This window comes from Streptomyces ficellus (genome assembly GCF_009739905.1).
GTDB lineage: Bacteria > Actinomycetota > Actinomycetes > Streptomycetales > Streptomycetaceae > Streptomyces > Streptomyces ficellus_A.
Genome location: NZ_CP034279.1, coordinates 2,606,596 through 2,625,076 on the forward strand (window position 1 = coordinate 2,606,596; position 18,481 = coordinate 2,625,076).

General features: G+C 73.4%; 15 protein-coding genes and 1 pseudogene. 6 read left to right on the forward strand and 10 right to left on the reverse strand.

From position 1 onward, the window contains the following. Positions 1–110 precede the first annotated feature (110 nt). Genes EIZ62_RS11150 through EIZ62_RS11160 form a run of 3 tightly spaced genes read left to right on the forward strand, consistent with a single transcriptional unit; the run spans position 111 to position 3,660 of the window. The gene (locus tag EIZ62_RS11150; RefSeq protein ID WP_156692555.1) at positions 111–965 is read left to right on the forward strand and encodes a hypothetical protein; all 855 of its coding nucleotides are present in this window, start codon (positions 111–113) and stop codon (positions 963–965) included. A 14-nt stretch (positions 966–979) separates the two neighbouring features. After that, positions 980–2,893: a fumarate reductase/succinate dehydrogenase flavoprotein subunit gene (locus EIZ62_RS11155; RefSeq protein ID WP_156692556.1), complete on the forward strand. Its 1,914-nt coding sequence runs from the start codon at positions 980–982 to the stop codon at positions 2,891–2,893. Beyond that, positions 2,890–3,660: a succinate dehydrogenase/fumarate reductase iron-sulfur subunit gene (locus tag EIZ62_RS11160; RefSeq protein ID WP_156692557.1), complete on the forward strand. Its 771-nt coding sequence runs from the start codon at positions 2,890–2,892 to the stop codon at positions 3,658–3,660. The genes EIZ62_RS11155 and EIZ62_RS11160 overlap by 4 nt, the downstream gene beginning before the upstream one ends. Before the next feature lie 61 nt (positions 3,661–3,721). Here the strand turns inward: EIZ62_RS11160 and EIZ62_RS11165 are convergent, their stop codons facing one another. Further along, positions 3,722–4,753, reverse strand: a complete 1,032-nt coding sequence (locus EIZ62_RS11165) for a glycoside hydrolase family 18 protein (protein ID WP_244376179.1) — start codon at positions 4,751–4,753, stop codon at positions 3,722–3,724. Positions 4,754–4,871: 118 nt separating this feature from the next. Between EIZ62_RS11165 and EIZ62_RS11170 the strand changes: the two are divergent. Next, a pseudogene (locus tag EIZ62_RS11170) lies at positions 4,872–6,715 on the forward strand (TPM domain-containing protein). Between the two features lie 81 nt (positions 6,716–6,796). Here EIZ62_RS11170 and EIZ62_RS11175 read toward each other — a convergent pair. The 7 genes from EIZ62_RS11175 to EIZ62_RS11205 form a co-directional block, all read right to left on the reverse strand. Beyond that, positions 6,797–9,445, reverse strand: coding sequence for a SpoIIE family protein phosphatase (locus EIZ62_RS11175; protein ID WP_156692558.1), 2,649 nt, complete (start codon positions 9,443–9,445; stop codon positions 6,797–6,799). Between the two features lie 148 nt (positions 9,446–9,593). Further along, on the reverse strand, positions 9,594–10,022 hold the full coding sequence (locus EIZ62_RS11180) for an ATP-binding protein (protein WP_156696332.1): 429 nt from the start codon (positions 10,020–10,022) through the stop codon (positions 9,594–9,596). 233 nt (positions 10,023–10,255) lie between these two features. Continuing rightward, complete coding sequence (locus tag EIZ62_RS11185) at positions 10,256–10,660, reverse strand: (deoxy)nucleoside triphosphate pyrophosphohydrolase (RefSeq protein WP_156692559.1); 405 nt, start codon at positions 10,658–10,660, stop codon at positions 10,256–10,258. A gap of 42 nt (positions 10,661–10,702) precedes the next feature. Beyond that, a complete protein-coding gene (locus EIZ62_RS11190) occupies positions 10,703–10,882 on the reverse strand; it encodes an SPOR domain-containing protein (protein WP_156692560.1) in 180 nt (59 codons plus the stop codon). A gap of 230 nt (positions 10,883–11,112) precedes the next feature. Beyond that, a complete protein-coding gene (locus EIZ62_RS11195; RefSeq protein ID WP_156692561.1) occupies positions 11,113–11,865 on the reverse strand; it encodes a GntR family transcriptional regulator in 753 nt (250 codons plus the stop codon). A 152-nt stretch (positions 11,866–12,017) separates the two neighbouring features. After that, positions 12,018–13,124 (reverse strand): DUF4190 domain-containing protein, encoded by a 1,107-nt coding sequence (locus tag EIZ62_RS11200; RefSeq protein WP_167536369.1) that lies wholly within the window; start codon positions 13,122–13,124, stop codon positions 12,018–12,020. A 151-nt stretch (positions 13,125–13,275) separates the two neighbouring features. After that, positions 13,276–14,853 (reverse strand): S8 family peptidase, encoded by a 1,578-nt coding sequence (locus tag EIZ62_RS11205; protein WP_156692563.1) that lies wholly within the window; start codon positions 14,851–14,853, stop codon positions 13,276–13,278. Between the two features lie 191 nt (positions 14,854–15,044). Between EIZ62_RS11205 and EIZ62_RS11210 the strand changes: the two genes are divergently transcribed. Further along, on the forward strand, positions 15,045–16,193 hold the full coding sequence (locus tag EIZ62_RS11210; protein ID WP_341873941.1) for a threonine synthase: 1,149 nt from the start codon (positions 15,045–15,047) through the stop codon (positions 16,191–16,193). A gap of 64 nt (positions 16,194–16,257) precedes the next feature. After that, the gene (locus EIZ62_RS11215) at positions 16,258–16,506 is read left to right on the forward strand and encodes an SCO4226 family nickel-binding protein (RefSeq protein ID WP_156692565.1); all 249 of its coding nucleotides are present in this window, start codon (positions 16,258–16,260) and stop codon (positions 16,504–16,506) included. 51 nt (positions 16,507–16,557) lie between these two features. Here EIZ62_RS11215 and EIZ62_RS11220 read toward each other — a convergent pair whose 3' ends face one another. Continuing rightward, positions 16,558–17,202 (reverse strand): LuxR C-terminal-related transcriptional regulator, encoded by a 645-nt coding sequence (locus EIZ62_RS11220; protein WP_156692566.1) that lies wholly within the window; start codon positions 17,200–17,202, stop codon positions 16,558–16,560. Continuing rightward, the gene (locus EIZ62_RS11225; protein WP_244375610.1) at positions 17,187–18,434 is read right to left on the reverse strand and encodes a sensor histidine kinase; all 1,248 of its coding nucleotides are present in this window, start codon (positions 18,432–18,434) and stop codon (positions 17,187–17,189) included. The genes EIZ62_RS11220 and EIZ62_RS11225 overlap by 16 nt, the downstream gene beginning before the upstream one ends. Between the last annotated feature and the right edge of the window lie 47 nt (positions 18,435–18,481).

Genomic DNA, 18,481 nt, shown 5'->3' on the forward strand with positions numbered 1-18,481 from the left:
CACGGGCGCCCGCGCGGCGGCGGTACGCCGGGCGCGGCGCGCACCCGGACCGGCACCCGACCCCGACCACCGGCACGCGCCACCACCGGTGCGTGCCCCAGGAGACCCCGTTGGCCACAGGCACCGAACAACCACCCTCCGGTACCGATCCCGCCACCGCCGCCCGCCCGGGCCGCGGTGGCGTCCACGACCCGTCACGCGCCACCATCTCGGCGGCCCACCTGCGCACCGACCGCTGGTGGCTCGCCCCCGCCGCCACCGCCGCCGGACTGCTCGCGTTCGTCGTCTACTCGACCTGGCGGGCGTTCGCGAACGGCGACTACTACGCGGCGCCGTACGTCTCGCCGTTCTACTCGCCCTGCCTCGCCGAGAACTGTGAGCCCATGAAGGGCGGCCCGAACTGGGAGATCTTCGGCAGCTGGTGGGGCCTGTCCCCCGCCCTGCTGATCCTGATCTTCCCGCTGGGCTTCCGGCTGACCTGCTACTACTACCGCAAGGCCTACTACCGGGGCTTCTGGGCGTCGCCCCCGGCCTGCGCGGTCGCCGAGCCGCACAAGGCGTACACCGGTGAGACCCGCTTCCCGCTGATCCTCCAGAACATCCACCGGTACTTCTTCTACGCCGCGCTGCCGGTCGCCGGGATCCTCACCTACGACACCGTGCTCACCTTCCGCGACGCGTCGTACGAGTGGGGCCACATGGGCCTCGGCACGCTGGTGTTCCTGGTGAACATCGCGCTCATCTGGGCGTACACCCTGTCGTGTCACTCCTGCCGGCACATCGTCGGCGGCCGGCTGAAGCACTTCTCCAGGCACCCGGTCCGCTACCGGCTGTGGGGCTGGGTCGGCAAGCTGAACGCACGTCACATGCAGCTGGCGTGGGCCTCGCTGCTGAGCGTCGCGCTCGCCGACTTCTACGTGTACCTGCTCGCCGTCGGCGCTTTCGCCGACCCGCGCTTCTTCTAGGAAAAGGTGCATCGATGACGCAAGCGGAACGGCAGGAGTGGGACGTCGTCGTGGTCGGCGCCGGCGGGGCGGGGCTGCGGGCGGCGATCGAGGCGCGCGAGCGGGGTGCCCGTACGGCGGTCATCTGCAAGTCCCTGTTCGGCAAGGCCCACACGGTGATGGCCGAGGGCGGCATCGCCGCCTCCATGGGCAACGTCAACGCCGGTGACAACTGGCAGGTCCACTTCCGCGACACCATGCGCGGCGGCAAGTTCCTCAACCAGTGGCGGATGGCGGAGCTGCACGCGCGCGAGGCGCCGGACCGGGTGTGGGAGCTGGAGACCTGGGGCGCCCTCTTCGACCGCACCGAGGACGGCCGCATCTCGCAGCGCAACTTCGGCGGCCACGAGTACCCGCGCCTGGCGCACGTCGGCGACCGGACCGGGCTGGAGCTGATCCGCACGCTCCAGCAGAAGATCGTCTCCCTCCAGCAGGAGGACCACCGCGAGACCGGCGACTACGAGGCCCGCCTGAAGGTGTTCCAGGAGTGCACGGTCACCCGCGTCCTCAAGGACGACGAGGGCCGGGTCTGCGGAACCTTCTGCTACGAGCGCGAGTCCGGCCGCTTCTTCGTCCTGGAGGCGCCGGCGGTCGTCCTGGCGACCGGCGGGATCGGCAAGTCGTTCAAGGTGACCTCCAACTCCTGGGAGTACACCGGCGACGGGCACGCCCTCGCGCTGCTGGCGGGCGCCCCGCTGGTCAACATGGAGTTCGTGCAGTTCCACCCGACCGGCATGGTCTGGCCGCCGTCGGTCAAGGGCATTCTGGTCACGGAGTCGGTGCGCGGCGACGGAGGGGTGCTGCGCAACTCCGAGGGCGCGCGGTTCATGTTCGACTACATCCCCGACGTCTTCCGGGAGAAGTACGCCCAGTCCGAGGAGGAGGGCGACCGCTGGTACGAGGACCCGGACAACAACCGGCGCCCGCCCGAGCTGCTGCCGCGCGACGAGGTCGCCCGCGCGATCAACTCCGAGGTGAAGGCGGGCCGCGGCTCACCGCACGGCGGCGTGTTCCTGGACGTGTCCACCCGGATGCCGGCCGAGACGATCCGGCGCCGGCTGCCGTCGATGTACCACCAGTTCAAGGAGCTGGCGGACGTCGACATCACGGCCGAGGCGATGGAGGTCGGGCCGACCTGCCACTACGTGATGGGCGGTGTCGCGGTCGAGTCGGACACGGCCGCGGCGGTCGGCGTCCCCGGGCTGTTCGCGGCCGGTGAGGTCGCCGGCGGGATGCACGGCTCGAACCGGCTCGGCGGCAACTCGCTGTCGGATCTGCTCGTGTTCGGCCGCCGCGCCGGGCTGTACGCGGCCCGGTACGCGAGCGGCCCGGCCGGGCGGCCCGCGGTGCCCGACGCCCAGGTCCGCGCGGCGGCCGCGGAGGCGCTGCGCCCGTTCAGCGGCGGGACGGCGGACGGCGCGGGCGGACGGCCCGAGAACCCCTACACCCTGCACCAGGAACTCCAGCAGACGATGAACGACCTGGTCGGCATCATCCGCCGCGAGGAGGAGATGCGGCAGGCGCTGCGGACCCTGGCCGAGCTGCGGCTGCGCGCCCGGGGCGCGGGTGTGGAGGGGCACCGGCAGTTCAACCCCGGCTGGCACCTGGCACTGGACCTGCGGAACATGCTGCTGGTCAGCGAGTGCGTGGCGCGCGCGGCGCTGGAGCGCACGGAGAGCCGGGGCGGGCACACCCGGGAGGACTGCCCGGCCATGGAGCGCGAGTGGCGGCGGACGAACCTGCTGTGCCGCATCGCCGGGCCCGACTCCGCCGAGGGCCAGATCGCCCTGGAGCGCACCACCACCGAACCCATCCGTTCCGACCTGCTCGCCCTGTTCGACAAGGAGGAGCTGGTCAAGTACCTCGCCGAAGAGGAGCTCTACGAGTGACCAGCTATGACGCGAGCTTCCGGGTGTGGCGGGGCGACACGGACGGCGGCGGCCTGGAGGACTTCACCGTCGAGGTGAACGAGGGCGAGGTCGTCCTCGACATCATCCACCGGCTCCAGGCCACCCAGGCGCCCGACCTGGCGGTGCGCTGGAACTGCAAGGCGGGCAAGTGCGGTTCGTGCAGCGCGGAGATCAACGGCCGGCCGCGCCTGATGTGCATGACGCGCATGTCGGTGTTCACGCGGGAGGAGGTCATCACGGTGACCCCGCTGCGGGCCTTCCCCGTCGTGCGCGACCTGGTGACGGACGTGTCGTTCAACTACGACAAGGCGCGGGAGGTGCCGTCGTTCGTCCCGCCGCCGGGCGTGGCGCCCGGTGAGTACCGGATGCAGCAGATCGACGTGGAGCGCTCGCAGGAGTTCCGCAAGTGCATCGAGTGCTTCCTGTGCCAGGACACCTGCCATGTGGTCCGGGACCACGAGGAGAACAAGCCGGCCTTCGCCGGGCCGCGCTTCCTGATGCGCGTCGCCGAACTGGACATGCACCCCCTGGACGCGGCTGCCGACGCGGGCCTCGACCGCAAGCGCACGGCGCAGGAGGAGCACGGGCTCGGCTACTGCAACATCACCAAGTGCTGCACGGAGGTCTGCCCCGAACAGATCAAGATCACCGACAACGCGCTGATCCCGCTGAAGGAACGGGCGGTGGACCGCAAGTACGACCCGCTCGTCTGGCTCGGCAACAAGATCACCCGCCGGAGGACGTGACGCCCGGCGCCCGCTGCCGCCGGCCGGTGCCGGGCGGCACCCGCCCCAGGGGTGAATACAGCTAGTGCCAGCCCGACCGGTAGGCGGCCCAGTCCTCCTCCTTCGCCGCGAAGTCGACGTACAGCGCGACGCCGAACCGCTCGCGGTCACGGTCCGTGCGCCCGAGGCCCAGCCGGGTGCCGCGGACCGCGGCCGCGACGGTCTCCGCCGACTCGTGGTGGCCCCAGTCGTCCTCGTGGAAGAAGGGCAGGCCCATCAGCAGGTCGGTGTCCTCGGGCGTGACCTCCAGCGCGAGCGAGGTCTGCTGGGCGACATAGCCGCCGTACATGCCCTCCAGCGGCATCCAGGTGTCGTAGGACATCACGGCTATCTGGTCGACCCGGCGGGCCACCTCGCCGAAGAACTCCTGCGACCACCACTTCTCGCTGCCGCTCAGCGCGCCGTTCACCGCGTGGGCCGCCGGCAGCGGGTCGATCTGGTGGGCGGCGACCGACAGCGGCGCCTTACGGGCCCGCGTCACCTCGCCGAGGTCGTCGAGGAGCGAGAGGTAGTGGCGGTCGCCGGAGAGCAGGGGCTCCAGGTCGAAGTGGACCCCGTCGAAGCCCGCGTCCAGGATCTGCCGCGTGGAGCGGACGACGGCCGCCCTGGACTCCGCGCGCTCCAGCACCAGCCCGTCCGGCCCCTCGGTGGCGAGTACGTCACCCAGCCACGCCTGCACCCGTATCCCCGGCATCGTGCGGTGCACGGAGTCGATCAGCCACCGCGCCCAGGGGTACCGCGAGGCGGGCAGGGTGCCGTCGTGCTCCAGCGGGCCGGCGTGGACGTACAGGTCCCGGATGCCGGTGCCCTTGACGCGGGCGGCGAACGCGGCGAGGTCGGCGTCCTTCTTCCGGCCGTCCACCCAGGCGTGACCGAGCCATATGGCGTCCTTGCCCCGGGTCTTGGTGCCGTCCTGGAGGTCCCCCGCGTAGTTCATCCGCAGCGCCGCCCAGGCGGCGAGCGGGGGCAGCACCACCAGCAGCACCAGCCCCAGCGCGATCCGCCCGGGCCACCCGAGCCGCCGGCCGGCCACCTTGCCCCACCACGCGCGCACGTCCACCTTGCATCCCCCCGTCAGCGGTGCCGAACGATCTCCACCCTAGTGGCGGCCACTGACAGTGACGAAAAGCGCCGGGTCGCGCACGTACGAACCAGGTCATAGCCTCACCAATGTGACGCGGAGAGCCGCCCGGACCTTCCTCACCGTCCTGCTCGGCGCGCTGGTGGCGGCGTGGTGGCCGGTCCTGCCCGGCGGGCAGGCGGCGCGCGCCGACGACCCGGTCGACCTGTTCCGGCAGGGACGGATCACCGACACGGTCGCCGCCCTGGAGGGGCGTGAGCGCGAGGTGTCCGCGGCCCTCGAACGGCTCTACGACACCCGGCGCCTCCAGCCCTTCGTCGTCCGCGTCCGGGACTTCTCCGGAATCCCCCCGCAGGACCGGACGGACACCACGGCGGCCAGGAACGGGCTCGGCGCCGACGACGTCCTGCTCGCCGTGACGACGCACGACCGGCGGTACGCGCACTCCGCCGGCCCCGCCTCCGGCCTCACCCCGGCCGGGCTCGTCGAGGTCGCGCGGACGGCCGTCGAGCCGGCGCCGCGGCGCGACGACTGGGCGGGTGCCGCGATCGGCGCCGCCCACGGATACGAGGCCGTGCTCGCCGGGCGGCCGGTGCCCACGCCGTCCCTCACCCCCGGCCCGGCGGACCCCGGTGGCGGGAGCACCCCCGGGGCCGACCTGGTGCTCCCGGTGGCCCTGGTCGTGGCGGTCGGCGCCGTCGCGGCGTACTCGTACACCAAGCGCCGCCGGCGGGCCGCGACCCGCACCACTCCGCACGGCGGGCGGGGGCCCTGGGCGGCCCCGGCGCCGGAGACACCGTCCACGGGCGAGCTCGACGCCCGCGCCCAGCGGGTGCTCGTCGACACCGACGACGCCGTGCGGACGAGCGAGGAGGAGCTGGGGTTCGCCGTCGCCCAGTGCGGGGAAGAGGCGGCGAAGCCCTTCACCGAGGCGGTGGCGTACGCCAAGGGCGGACGGCACCGCGGGCGCTCGCCGCGGCGGAGTCGGCGTACCGGGAGGTGAGCGGCCGGGCGGACCTCGCGGACGCCGCGCTCGGGGCGATGCGCGAACGGTACGCGGACACGGCCGCCGCCCCGGTGGCGGGCGGTGTGCACCAGGCCCGGGACCGCCTGGAGTTCGGCTCCGCCCACCTGGAGCGGGCCCGGGACGCCGTGGCGCGGGACGACCACGCCGCGGCGGCCGTCCACGTACGGGCCGCCGAGGCCGCCCTCGACCAGGCGGCGCGGCTCGTCGACGCCGTGGACCGGCGGGCCACGGAGCTGGCGGAGGCCGCGGGCCGGCTGCCGACCGCCCTCGAGGACACCGAGGCCGATCTCGCCGACGCCGGCGGGCTGTTGCGGGGGACGGCGGCGGGCGTGCCGGCGGCGGACCTGCGGGGCCGGGCCGCGCGCGCCGAGTCGGTCGTCGCGGCCGTGCGCGCCGCGGTGGAGGCCGGGCGGTACGACCCGATCGACGCGCTGCGCCGGGTGGAGGAGGCGGACGCCGCCCTGGACGAGGCCCTGGCGGGCGCACGGGAGGGGGAAGGGGACACGCGGCGGGCGCGGGCGCTGCTGGAACCGGCGATGCTCACGGCCCGCGCAAGCGTCGGGGCGGCGGCGGACTACGTCACGACGCACCGGAAAGCGGTGGGCGCGCGGGCCCGCACCCGGCTGGCCGAGGCGCACCGGCGGCTGGAGCGGGCCCTGGCTTTGGCGGAGGCGGACGCGGCGGACGTGCGGGGTGCGCCGGCGGAGGCCCGGCAGGCGGACGTGCTGGCCCGGCAGGCGCGGAGCCTCGCCGAGCAGGACGTGGACGGGTACGGCGGCGGGGGCGGTTCCGGGTACGGGGACGGGGTGGGCGGGGCGGTGCTCGGCGGGATCCTCCTCGGCGGCGGGCCCGGTCGCTTCGGCGGCCGGGGCACCCGCGGCCGGCTGGGCGGTGGCGGCCGCGAGTGACCTCCGGCTCCGCGCTCATCGACGCGCCGGACGTTCCCACGTGACAGAGGCAGCAGGCGTGGGAGGACCGGCGGCCGGGCTTCAGAACATGCTCAGCAGCTGGTCGACGGTGGGTTCCGTCAGCGCGTCACCGTCCGGGAGCGGCAGTTCGAACCAGACCGTCTTGCCGCGTGGCGTGCGGCGGGAGCCCCAGCCGGCGCTGAGCAGACCGACGAGCTGGAGGCCGCGGCCGCCCTCGTCGGTGTCGCGCGCCCGGCGCCGCCGGGGCTGGACCAGCCCCGCGTCCCACACCTCGCAGACGAGGGTGCGGTCGAGCAGCAGCCGGAGCCGTATCTCGCCCTCGCCGTAGCGCAGCGCGTTGGTGACGAGTTCGCTGACGAGCAGTTCGACCGTGTCGACGAGCGGTTCGAGGTCCCATGCGGTCAGCTGGGCGCGGGCCAGCTCCCGGGCGCGTCCCACCGAGCGGGGCTCGCGGGGCAGCCGCCAGTCGCCGACCGCCTCGGCCGGAAGGCCCTGGATACGGGCCATCAGCAGGGCGATGTCGTCCTCGCCGTGCCGGGTGTCGAGGGTGCTCAGGACGTGGTCGCAGACGTCCTCCAGGGGCCGGCCCGGGTCGGTCAGCGCGCTGCGGAAGGCCTCCATGCCCTCGTCGAGCGGGTGGTCGCGGGACTCGACGAGCCCGTCCGTGTACAGGGCGAGCAGGGCGCCCTCGGGGAGGTCGACCTCCACCTCCTCGAACGGCTCGCCGCCGACGCCGAGGGGCATCCCGGGCGGGACGTCCAGCATCAGCGCGGGCTCCCCCGGCTCGACGAGCACCGGCGGCAGGTGGCCCGCGTTGGCGAAGGTGCAGCGGCGGGTGACGGCGTCGTACACGGCGTAGACGCAGGTCGCGAGGTAGACCTCGGACAGCTCGGGGTCGCGGGTCCTGGAGGCCGCGGGCCGCGAGGCCTGTCCGCCGCCGGTGGGGGTGCCGAGGCCGCGGGCGATCTCGTCGAGGTGGGAGAGCACCTCGGCGGGCTCCAGGTCGAGCTGCGCCAGGGTCCGTACGGCGGTGCGCAGTTCGCCCATGGCGACGGCGGCCCGCAGGCCGCGCCCCATGACGTCCCCGACGACCAGGGCGGTGCGGTGGCCGGGCAGCTGGATGACGTCGAACCAGTCGCCGCCCACCTCGGTGGCGGTGTTGCCGGGCAGGTAGCGGCAGGCGATGTCCAGGCCGGCGGCCTCGGGGTCGCCGGGCGGGAGGAGGCTGCGCTGGAGGATCAGGGCCCGTTCGTGCTCGCGGCGGTAGAGGCGGGCGTTGTCGATGCAGACCGCCGCGCGGGCGGCCAGTTCGACGGCGAGCGCCCGGTCCCGTTCGCCGAAGGGCTCGCTGCCCTTGGTGCGGGAGAACTGCACCAGGCCGACGACGGTGTCGTGCGCGACCATCGGCACGACGAGCGTGGACTGCACGAGGCTGCCGTCGGCGCCGGGGATGCTGCGCAGGCGCCCGGTGCGCAGGGCCTCCGCGCAGGGCGAGTTGAAGGGGTACCGGTGGATGGCGCCCATGTCGATGGGCGCCGCCTCGCAGCATCCCGGGGTGGCGCCGGGGCCCGTGAGCGCGGGGCCGGAGCCGGCGAGCGGCGTGCCGGGCAGCGCCGGCGGGGCGACGCGCTGCGCCGGCGGGGCGCCGGTGCTCATCAGCGTGGCGCCGGGGTTCACCAGCGGGGCGTCGGACACGGCGCTGGCGAAGGCGACCCGGCGGAGTTCGGCGCTGCTTCCGTCGGCCCTGCCCGGCGGTGCCTCGTCACCGGTGAGCAGTCCCTGGTAGAGGTCGACGGAGGCGAGGTCGCAGAAGCCGGGTACGGCGACGTCGAGGAGCTCGCGGGCGGTGGTCTCCAGGTCGAGGGAGTTGCCGATGCGGGCGCCCGCCTCGTTGAGGAGGGCCAGGTTGCGCCGGGCGCTGGCCGCCTCGCGGGCGGCGATCTGACGGCGGGTGACGTCGGTCCCGAGCCCGGCGACGCCGACGGGCCGGCCGGTTCCGCTGTGCACCCGGTAGAGGTTGACCGACCAGTGGCGGCGCTCGGAGCCGCCGGGGACGGCGCCGGTGATCTGGAGGTCGGTGACGGACTCGCCGCTCTCCAGCACCCGCCGGAGCGCGGCGGTCATCCGCTCGGCCTCGGGGCGGGGGAGGTAGTCGTGCACGGTGCGGCCGCGGTGCTCGTCGGCGGAGCCGCCGAAGACGGTGGCGAAGCGCTGGTTGGCGCGCCTGACCGTGAGGTCGGTGTCGAACAGCAGGAAACCGAACGGGGATTGACCGAAAATCGCCTGTGAAGCGGCGAGATCCGTCTCCATCCGCCGCAGGACGCGGACGTCGACGACGATGCAGAGCGCCGCCCGCTCCCCGCGTTCGGTCTCGCTCGGCATCACGTAGACCTCGGCGATCCCGCGCGCCCCGCGCTCCCCCGGCGTCCGGAAGGGGACCAGTCCGGTCCATTCCTTGCCGTCGAGGATCTCGGAGACCTTGCGGTGGCCACGCGGCCGCAGCTCGGCCGGCATGAACGCCTCGACCGGGTCCTTGCCCCTGACCTGCTCCGCGGTGATGCCGAACAGGTCGGCGGCCCGCAGGCTCCACTGGTCGACCAGCCCGTCGGGGCCGATCGAGAAGGAGGCGACTCTGATGTAGTCGTAGATCGAGCCAGGCGGACTGCTCTGCCACACGACGCCGTTCGCCGTCTCAGGTATCTCGCTCACGCGACCGTCCCCTCCAGCTCACCGCACCGGACCGGCCATTCCCGCAGTATTCAGCACTACGGCCCCCGGCGGCACGCCGTTCACGATCACAGGGTGGTCTCGTTCGTTTTGAGCCGAGCCCGTAGGTGATCGTTGTCCCTTCACTCTTCTAACCAGGCAGGGCCAGCTCGAACCACACGGTCTTGCCCGACCTGCCCTTTCGGGTCCCCCAGCGACGGGCCGAGCAGGCTACCAGCTGGAGCCCCCGCCCGCCCTCGTCGTCCGGGCCGGCGGTCCGTTCCAGCGGCCCGTCTCGCAGCGGGTCGGACACCTCGACGAGCAGCCCGGGGAGGGCCGGGAAGGGCTCTTCGCCGGGGCGGAGCCGTACCAGCCGGACGCCGATGGGACCCGAGGCGTAGCGCAGGGAATTGGTCACCAGCTCGCTCACCAGCAGCACGGTCACATCGCCGACCGCCGGGTCCAGGCCCCAGGCGCGGAGGGTGTCGCGGACCGCGTGGCGGGCGGTGCGCACGGTGTCGAGCTCAGCCGGAAAGATCCATTCGGCGCACTCGCCTTCGGTGTCGATCACGCCGACCACTTCCCAGACCCAGCGGCGAACCAGCGGCAGACCCACGTCCGGTTTCGGTGGGTTAATCAGCACATACCCGATATTCGGGGCGGACTATCTCCGCTGTGGGCGCATCGTGGCACGAACGGCGTACGCGGCGGTCTCGCGCTCCGCGCCCGCCGGCGCGCCGAGGGGTGCGCCGGAGCCGGCCCGCCCGGGGAGCGGGCGGCGTGTCCGGACCGGTCGGCCTTCCGCGCCGGCAGTCAGCCCTCCGCGCCGGCGGGCAGCCGGAGAGCCGCTTCGGCGACGGCGGGACGGTCCTGATCCAGCCAGTCGACCGTGTCCAGTTCGTGCCGGTACAGCCAGCGGAGTTCGTCGTGGTCCTCCAGCGGGCGCGGCTCACCGGAGACGAGCCGGGCCGTCCACACCTGGAGGACGTAACCGGGCGCCAGCGGCCATTCGCCGGGGATCCGTTCCACCGGCTCCGTCTCCACACCCAGCTCCTCGCGCAGCTCGCGCACGAGCGCCGTCTGCGCGGTCTCCCCCGGCTCCAGCTTGCCCCCGGGCAGTTCCCAGCGGCCGGCGAGCTCGGGAGGGGCGCTCCGGCGTGCGGCCAGCAGCCGCCCCTGGTCGAGAACGGCGCCGGCCACCACCACACGATCTGTCATGCGCCGGAGCGTAACCCGTGGTCCACCGGCGCCCCGGCGCGGTCAGCCCGCCGGCTGACCCACCCGCTCCACCCAGTAGAGCTGCCGCTGCCCGCGCGCGTCGAGACTGTCGGCGATCTTCTGCGCCTCGTCCCTGGTCGCGTACCTGCCCACCCGGTAGTGGTTGCCGTTGTCGTCCTGCCGGATCACCAGCCAGGGAAGGACCGCGCCACCTTCGCTCATCACGCCTCACCCTCCGCCGGCCTGCACGCTTCTAAGCTTCCCCACGAAACCGCATTCCGCATATGCCTGAGCTTACGCCTGACCTTTACTGAGCGGATACGTGTTTTCACGAAGAGGTACGCATCCGGCCAGCAAACCGATGCGGAAAGGGGGCGCACCCGGCCGGGTGCACCCCCTTGCGCGGGAAGCCGCGCGCCGTCGGGCCGGGAGAAGGCGTCAGGGGCCGCCGGTCACCGCACCGGCAGGTGGTAGGAGATCCGGTAGCGATCGGCCGGCACGACGACGTCCGCCGTCTCCACGGCCCTCCCCGACGCGTAGTACGTCCGCTCCACCACCATCACCACGTGGCCGGGCACGCCCCCGAGCGTCAGCAGCTCCTCCGCGAGCCCCGGCCGCGCCCCGACCTCCTCCACCACGTTGTCCACGACGACGTCGATGGCGGCCATCCGCTCGACCACTCCGCACCCGCCGAGCGGCCCCTCCTCGGGCAGCATCACCGGCGTGCGCCCCGTGACGGCGAGCGGCTCCCAGGAGGTGGAGAGCATCATCGGCTCCCCCGCGTCCCGGAAGACGTACCGCGTGCGCATCACGCGCTCCCCCGGCTCGATCCCGAGGCGCTCGGCCACGGCGGCGCTCGCCGGCTCCTGCTCGCTGCTGGACTCCCAGGTGCCGCGCGCCTCCTCGGCCGCCTGCTCCTGCCGGAAGGGGCTGGCCCCGGTCGTCAGTCCGTACCCGGAGCGGGCGACCCGGCGCGGGACGGGCCGCTCCCGGACGTAGGTCCCCGACCCGGAGCGGCCCTCGACGAGCCCCTCGGCCATCAGCACCTTGCGCGCCTCGAGGGCGACGGTGTCCGAGACGCCGTACTCCTCGCGGATGCGGGCCTGCGAGGGGAGCCGGGTGTGGGGAGGCAGCGAGCCACTGACGATCTTCTCCCGGAGATCGCTCGCCACGCGCAGATAGGCGGGCTGCTCACCGAAGGTCACGGGCACTCCCATCAGGTTGACAGACAGCAACAGAGTCGCAACCGTGGGTTGTTCACCGCAAGCATGGGCCAAGGTTTCACTCGAAGTGATGACCGCCGTTTGAACCCCAGCTCACCGTGGGTATCGCGGCCCGTCACGACCGCCCGCGTCCCTCAGGCGCTGCTGTCCGTGGCGTCCGACGGCGGGGTGACGTCCAGCTTCAGGGCGCCGCGCGCCTTCGCACCCAGGTCCGGGGGAAGGGCGTCGTAAGCGGGCTCGTAGTGCGTCCAGAAGGTGTCCGGGTCCGGGGCGGCCGCGAGCTTCGCCCAGTGCTTCCGGGCCGCCTCCAGCTCCTTCGCCAGCTCCGCCACCGGAGCCCGGGCACCGGCCGGCCACCGGTGGCCGCGCAGCTCGGCGATCGTGCCGCCCAGCGTCGACGACACCTTGCGGGCCCACGCCGCGTTGCCCTCCCGGTCCTCCTCCACGTCGGCGTCCGGCTCCTCCAGGAGGGCCGCGTCGATGCGGTTGACCGACAGGAGGAAGGCGAGCTGGTGCGCGTCCAGGGTTTCCGCGTCGCTGCGCGCCGAGCCGGTGAGCCTGCCCTTCTCGGCCGCGAAGACGCAGGTCACCTCGCGGTCGCCGAGCGCCCAACTCTGCTTGCTCGGCTGGTAGTAGTACACCCAGGCGGTCTCGGGCACGGCCCAGCCGTCCAGCGCGTACGCACTGCCCAGCGCCTCGCAGCGCTTCTCGGCGATCGGCTCGATGGGCTTGTCGCCGGGCCACTTCGTGAACTCGGTGAGCGTGAACGAACCGGTCACCTCGCCGTCGTGCGGCTTCGCGCAGTCGACGATCCTCACGTCCTCTGCCACCGCCTCGATGCCGCCGCCGGGGCTGTTGAAGCACTGCCCCTTGCGCAGGTCGAAGGTCGAGCGGGTGCGCGACACCTCGTCCGTGACGTCCCGCATGCCGTCGTAGACGTCGCGGAACGCGCCCGTCGTCATCCCGGCCACCACCAGCAGCGTGCTGACCAGGGAGAGGGCCATGCCGGTGACGGCCAGCCCGACGCCCCGCTCGCCCCGCCTCTTGATCTGCCCGAGCGCGAACCCGCCCAGGACCAGCCCGAGCGGCGGCAGCAGGCAGACGATGCCGGTGACGAGGGAGGCGATGGCCAGCCCGTTCACCCTCGGCGCGGGCGGGGGCCCTCCCGGCGTGCCGTAGAACGGCGGGGGCACCTGGGGGTGCCGCTGGGGCGGAGGCCAGCCCTGGGAGGACGGTTCCACGGTTCTCGGTGCTCCTGTCGCGGACGCGCTGAATCGAATGCCTGAGCGGCTGGCGCATCGTACGCGGGCGGTGCACGGACGGAAGAGGGAGGGGTGGTCGCCAGGCCGGCGACCACCCCTCGTCACTGTGCGCGCACCTCTTCAGCCTTGGTCAGAACTGCAGGGCCCAGGAGTCGATCTTGCCGGTGTCGTAGCGGGCGTTGTCGCTCACCCGCAGCTTCCAGGTGCCGTTCGCGACCTCGGACGAGGCGTTGACCGTGTACGTGGTGTTGATGTTGTCGGCGCTGCCGCCGGTGCCGTAGCCCTTGAGCGTGTACGCGGTGCCGTCGGGCGCGACGAGCTGCACCTGGAGGTCACCGATGTACGTGTGGACGATGTTCACGGGCACCTGGAGGGCCGCCGGGGCGTTGCCCGCGACTCCGCTGACGGTGACCGGCGACTCGGCGGTGGCGTTGTCGTTGATCGCGAAGTCGGCGGTGTTCTCGAAGCGCTTGCCGGGAGGCGGCGTGGTCCCGCCGTCACCCACGTAGAGCAGGCGGTTGGGAGAGCCGCTGCCCGGGTTGCCCACGACGCCGGTGGTGGCGGCGGAGGTGAGGGCGGTGGCGACCTGCGCCGGGGTGGCCGAGGGGTTGCCGGCCAGCCACAGGGCGGCGGCGCCCGCGACGTGCGGGGTCGCCATCGACGTACCCGAGATGGTGCTGGTGGCCGTGTCGCTGTTGTTCCACGCGGAGGTGATCGAGGAGCCCGGGGCGAAGATGTCCACCAGGCTGCCGTAGTTGGAGAAGCTGGAGCGGGCGTCGGTGTTGGTGGTGGAGCCGACGGTGATGGCCTCGGTGACGCGCGCCGGTGAGGAGTTGGAGGCGTCACGGCCGTCGTTGCCCGCGGCGATGGCGTAGGTGATGCCGGAGGCTATGGAGTTGCGTACGGCGGTGTCGAGCGTGGTGTCCACGCCGCCGCCGAGGCTCATGTTGGCCACGGCCGGCTTGACGGCGTTGCGGGTGACCCAGTCGATGCCCGCGACGACCTGGGCGGTGGTTCCGGAGCCGGAGTTGTTGAGCACCCGGACGCCGACGACCTTGGCCTTCTTGGCCACGCCGTAGGCGGACCCGGCGACGGTACCGGCGACGTGCGTGCCGTGACCGTGGCCGTCCTGCGCGGTGTTGTCGTTGTCGATGGCGTCGAAGCCGTAGGAGGCCCGCCCGCCGAAGTCGCTGTGCGTGATGCGCACGCCGGTGTCGATGACGTACGCGGTGACGCCCTCGCCCGCCGGCTCGGGGTAGGTGTAGCTCTGGTTGAGCGGCAGGGCGCGCTGGTCGATCCGGTCCAGGCCCCAGGACGGCGGCGAGGGCTGCGTGCCGGTGACCGTGAAGACGCGGTTCTGGGCGACGGAGTCGACGGCCGGGTCGGCGGCGAGCTTCTTCGCCTGCGCCTCGGAGAGTTCGACCGCGTAGCCGTTGAGGGCGGCGGTGTACGTCTTCTCGATCTTCGCGCCGTAGCGGGTGGCGATCGCCTTGCCCGCCTTGGTCTCCGCGTCGGCGGCGGACTCGTCGAGGGTGACGATGTAGCTGCCCGCGATGGCGCCGGGGGCTCCGGCGTTCTCGATCACGCCTTCCGGGGCGGCCTCGGCCGCGGTGGCCGGGAGGGCGGAAAGGGTGCCGAGCGCGAGGGCGGCGACGACGGTGGCGCCGGCTGCGGCCAGTCTTCGCCGCGGGGTACGCATCACTGACATGTGAGGGATCCTCCTCATCGGGTGGTGCGTTGCTGTGGGGGTTTGCGGCAGGGGCATGACAATTACGCCGCCGGGTACGCGGCTTGCCCGAATGCGCCCGCCGAGCGAAAGATTGACCGATCCATAGGAATCCCACAAGAGTCCTGACGCGTCGGTAACACCCTTGCCATACAACTGACATGCTCGCCCTCATGACCATTTCGGCGCGCTATGTCTGCTCCCGGTGCGGCACCGGATCTTCCGTTTCCTCCGCGACCTGGTGCTGTCCCTCCTGCCGGGGCCCCTGGGACCTGGACTTCACGGCCGCCCCCGTCCCTCTCGCCCGGCTCGCCGGCCGGGCCGGTTCGCTGTGGCGGTACGAGGAGGCGCTGCCGCTCGCCGACCCGTCCTGCTCGCTCGGCGAGGGCCGCACCCCGCTCGTCCGCCTCACCGACACGGTTTCGGCCAAGCTCGACTTCCTGATGCCGACCCTGTCGTTCAAGGACCGCGGCGCCGTCATGCTGGCCGAGCTCGCCCGCCGCCTGGAACCGCGCCGCGTGATCGCCGACAGCAGCGGCAACGCGGGCACCGCCGTCGCGGCGTACTGCGCCCGCGCGGGACTGGACTGCACCGTGTACGTGCCCGAGGGCACCGCGCCCGGGAAGCTGGAACAGATCAGCGCGCACGGGGCCCGGCTCACGCGCGTCCCGGGCGGCCGCGAGGCCACCGCGCGGGCCGCCCGCGCGGCCGCCGGCGAACCGGGCACCTTCTACGCCTCGCACGTCTTCAACCCGTACTTCCTGCACGGCACGAAGACGTACGTGTACGAGCTGTGGGAGGACCTGGGCGGGCGGCTGCCCGACACGCTCGTCGTCCCCGTCGGCAACGGCACCCTGCTCCTGGGCGCCGCACTCGCCACCGCCGAGCTGTACGCCCACGGGCTGGTCCCGGCCCGCCCCGCCCTGGTCGCCGTGCAGGCCCGGGCCGTGGCACCGCTGGCGGAGGCCTTCCACGCGGGCGCGGACGAACTGCTCGCGCCCGCGTCCTCGCCCGCACCCGCGCCCTCCTCCACGCCCGCCCCGGTGCGGTCCACCCTCGCCGAGGGCATCGCCATCCCGAACCCCCCACGGGCCGCCCAGATCCTGCGCGCGGTGCGCGAGTCGGGCGGCACGTTCCTCACGGTGACGGAGGACGAGATCCGTACCGCCCAGCTCGACCTCGCGGCCCGGGGACTGTTCGTCGAGCCGACGGGCGTGGCCTGCTGGGCGGCGATCACCGCCGCTCCCCGCCCCGGCACCGCGGTCGTCCCCCTCTGCGGCGCGGGCGCGAAGACGGGCCTCGCCCGCTCGCGCGCCACCTGAGGCCCGCGGGTGCAGCATGGAAGAGGGGCCGAAACCGAACAGCACGGCCGGAGGTGCGGAACCCATGGGCACGTACATGGACGTCCACCGAGGAATGCAGGGCATCACGTCCGACCAGCTCAGCGAGGCGCACCGGGCGGACCTCGCCATAGAGGAGGAAGAGGGGGTGCACTTCGAGCACGCCTGGGCCGACCCGGAGTCGGGCACGGTCTACTGCCTGTCCACCGGCCCCTCGGCCGACGCGGTCCAGCGCATCCACGAACGCACGGGCCACGCCCCCGACGAGATCCACGAGGTGACGCTCACGGTCTGACGCCCCGCCCGGCCGGCCCCGCCCGCCCCGCGCCGGGCGCTCGGGGTGGCCTCACCTGAGGTACGCGAGGACCGCGAGGACCCTGCGGTTGTCGGCCTCCGAGACGGGCAGGTCGAGCTTGGTGAAGATGTTGGACGTGTGCTTGATCACCGCGCGTTCGGTGATCACCAGTTCCTGGGCGATCGCGGCGTTCGAGCGGCCCTCGGCCATCAGACCGAGGACCTCGCGCTCCCGCGGGGTGAGGCGGGAGAGCGGGCCGTCCCGGTGGTGCTCCTTGGCGAAGAGCTTGGCGACGACGTCGGGGTCCATCGCGGTGCCGCCGGCCGCGACGCGGCGCACCGCGTCCACGAACCCGTCGGGGTCGAACACCCGGTCCTTCAGGAGGTAGCCGATGCCCCCGCTGCCGTCGGCGAGGAGTTCCCGGGCGTAGAGCTGCTCCACGTACTGGGAGAGGACCAGGACCGGCAGGCCGGGAACCTGGCGCCGGGCCTCCAGGGCGGCCCGCAGGCCCTCGTCCGTGAACGTCGGGGGGAGCCGGACGTCGACGACGGCGACGTCCGGCTCGTGCTCGAGGAGGGCCTGGAGCAGTGCGGGCCCGGTGTCCACGGCCGCGACCACCTCGAAGTCGTAGGACTCCAGGAGGCGGACGAGGCCGTCCCGCAGCAGGAAGAGGTCTTCGGCTAGGACAACGCGCACGGCAGCTCCATGGTGAGGGTGGTCGGTCCGCCCGGCTTGCTGTTGATGGCGAGGAGGCCGTCGAAGGCGGCGAGCCGGCGCTCGATGCCGCGCAGCCCGGTGCCGCGCGAGGGGTCGGCGCCGCCCCGGCCGTCGTCGATGACCTGGCCGCGCAGCGCGCCGGCCTCGTACCAGAGGTCAATGCTCACGGAGTCGGGTGCGGCGTGCTTGGCGGCGTTGGCGAGGGCCTCGGCGACGGCGAAGTACATGGCGGACTCGACGGGCGCGTCGGGGCGGCCGGGCAGGTCGGCGTTGACCGTGACGTCGAGCGGGCTGTCCATGGCGAGGGCGCGCACCGCGTCGGCGAGGCCGCGGTCGGCCAGCACCGGCGGGTGGATGCCGCGGACGAGGTCGCGCAGTTCGGTCAGGGCGGCGGCGGAGGCCTTGCGGGTGTCGGCCAGGATGGCGCGCACGGCCTCCGGGTCCTTGCTGAGGAGCTGCTCGGCGACCCCGAGGTTCATGCCGAGGGCCACCAGGCGGGCCTGCGCCCCGTCGTGCAGGTCCCGCTCGATGCGCCGCAGTTCGGCCGCGGAGCTGCTGACGGCCTCGCTGCGGCTGTGCGTGAGGCGGCGGACGCGCTGGGCGGTGCGGGTGGGGGCGAGCAGGGTGCGGGCGAGGGAGGCGTGGGCGCGGAGCAGGGCGGGGCCGGTGACGAGACCGGCGGCGAGGACGGCGACACCGAGGGCGGCGCAGTACCAGGCGGAGGTCAGGTCGCTGATCTGGACCCACAGGTAGTAGTTGGTGCCGGCGTCGGCGATCGGGCGGTAGATGGCGGGCATCAGGATGCCGCCGATCCCGCCGACGACGAGCGCGAGGGGCAGCAGGGCGACGACCACGCCGGCCACCGGGTTCACCAGCATCCACGCCAGGTCGCGCCAGGTCGCCGGGTCGGTGAGCACCCAGTGGGTGCGCTGCCACTGGCCCTTGAGACCGGGCTCGGGGGCGGGGGCGGGGAGGTACGGCTCCTCGATCGCTCGGCCCGACCAGCGCTCCGCGGTCCCCCGGGAGGCGTTGACCACGGACCGTACGGCGACGGCGAGCGCCGGGACGAGCAGGACGCCCAGGCCGATGCCGACGAGCGAAACCGCCGTCAGGAAGAGGCAGAACAGGACGAGTTCCGCGATCGCGAGACCGAGGACCGGCACTCCCTTGCCGACGGCGCCGAGGCCCGTGCGGATGTTCAGCTTGTTCACGGTCGTCCCATTCCCCTCTGTGCACGGCTCCCTGCCGTGGTGATGCC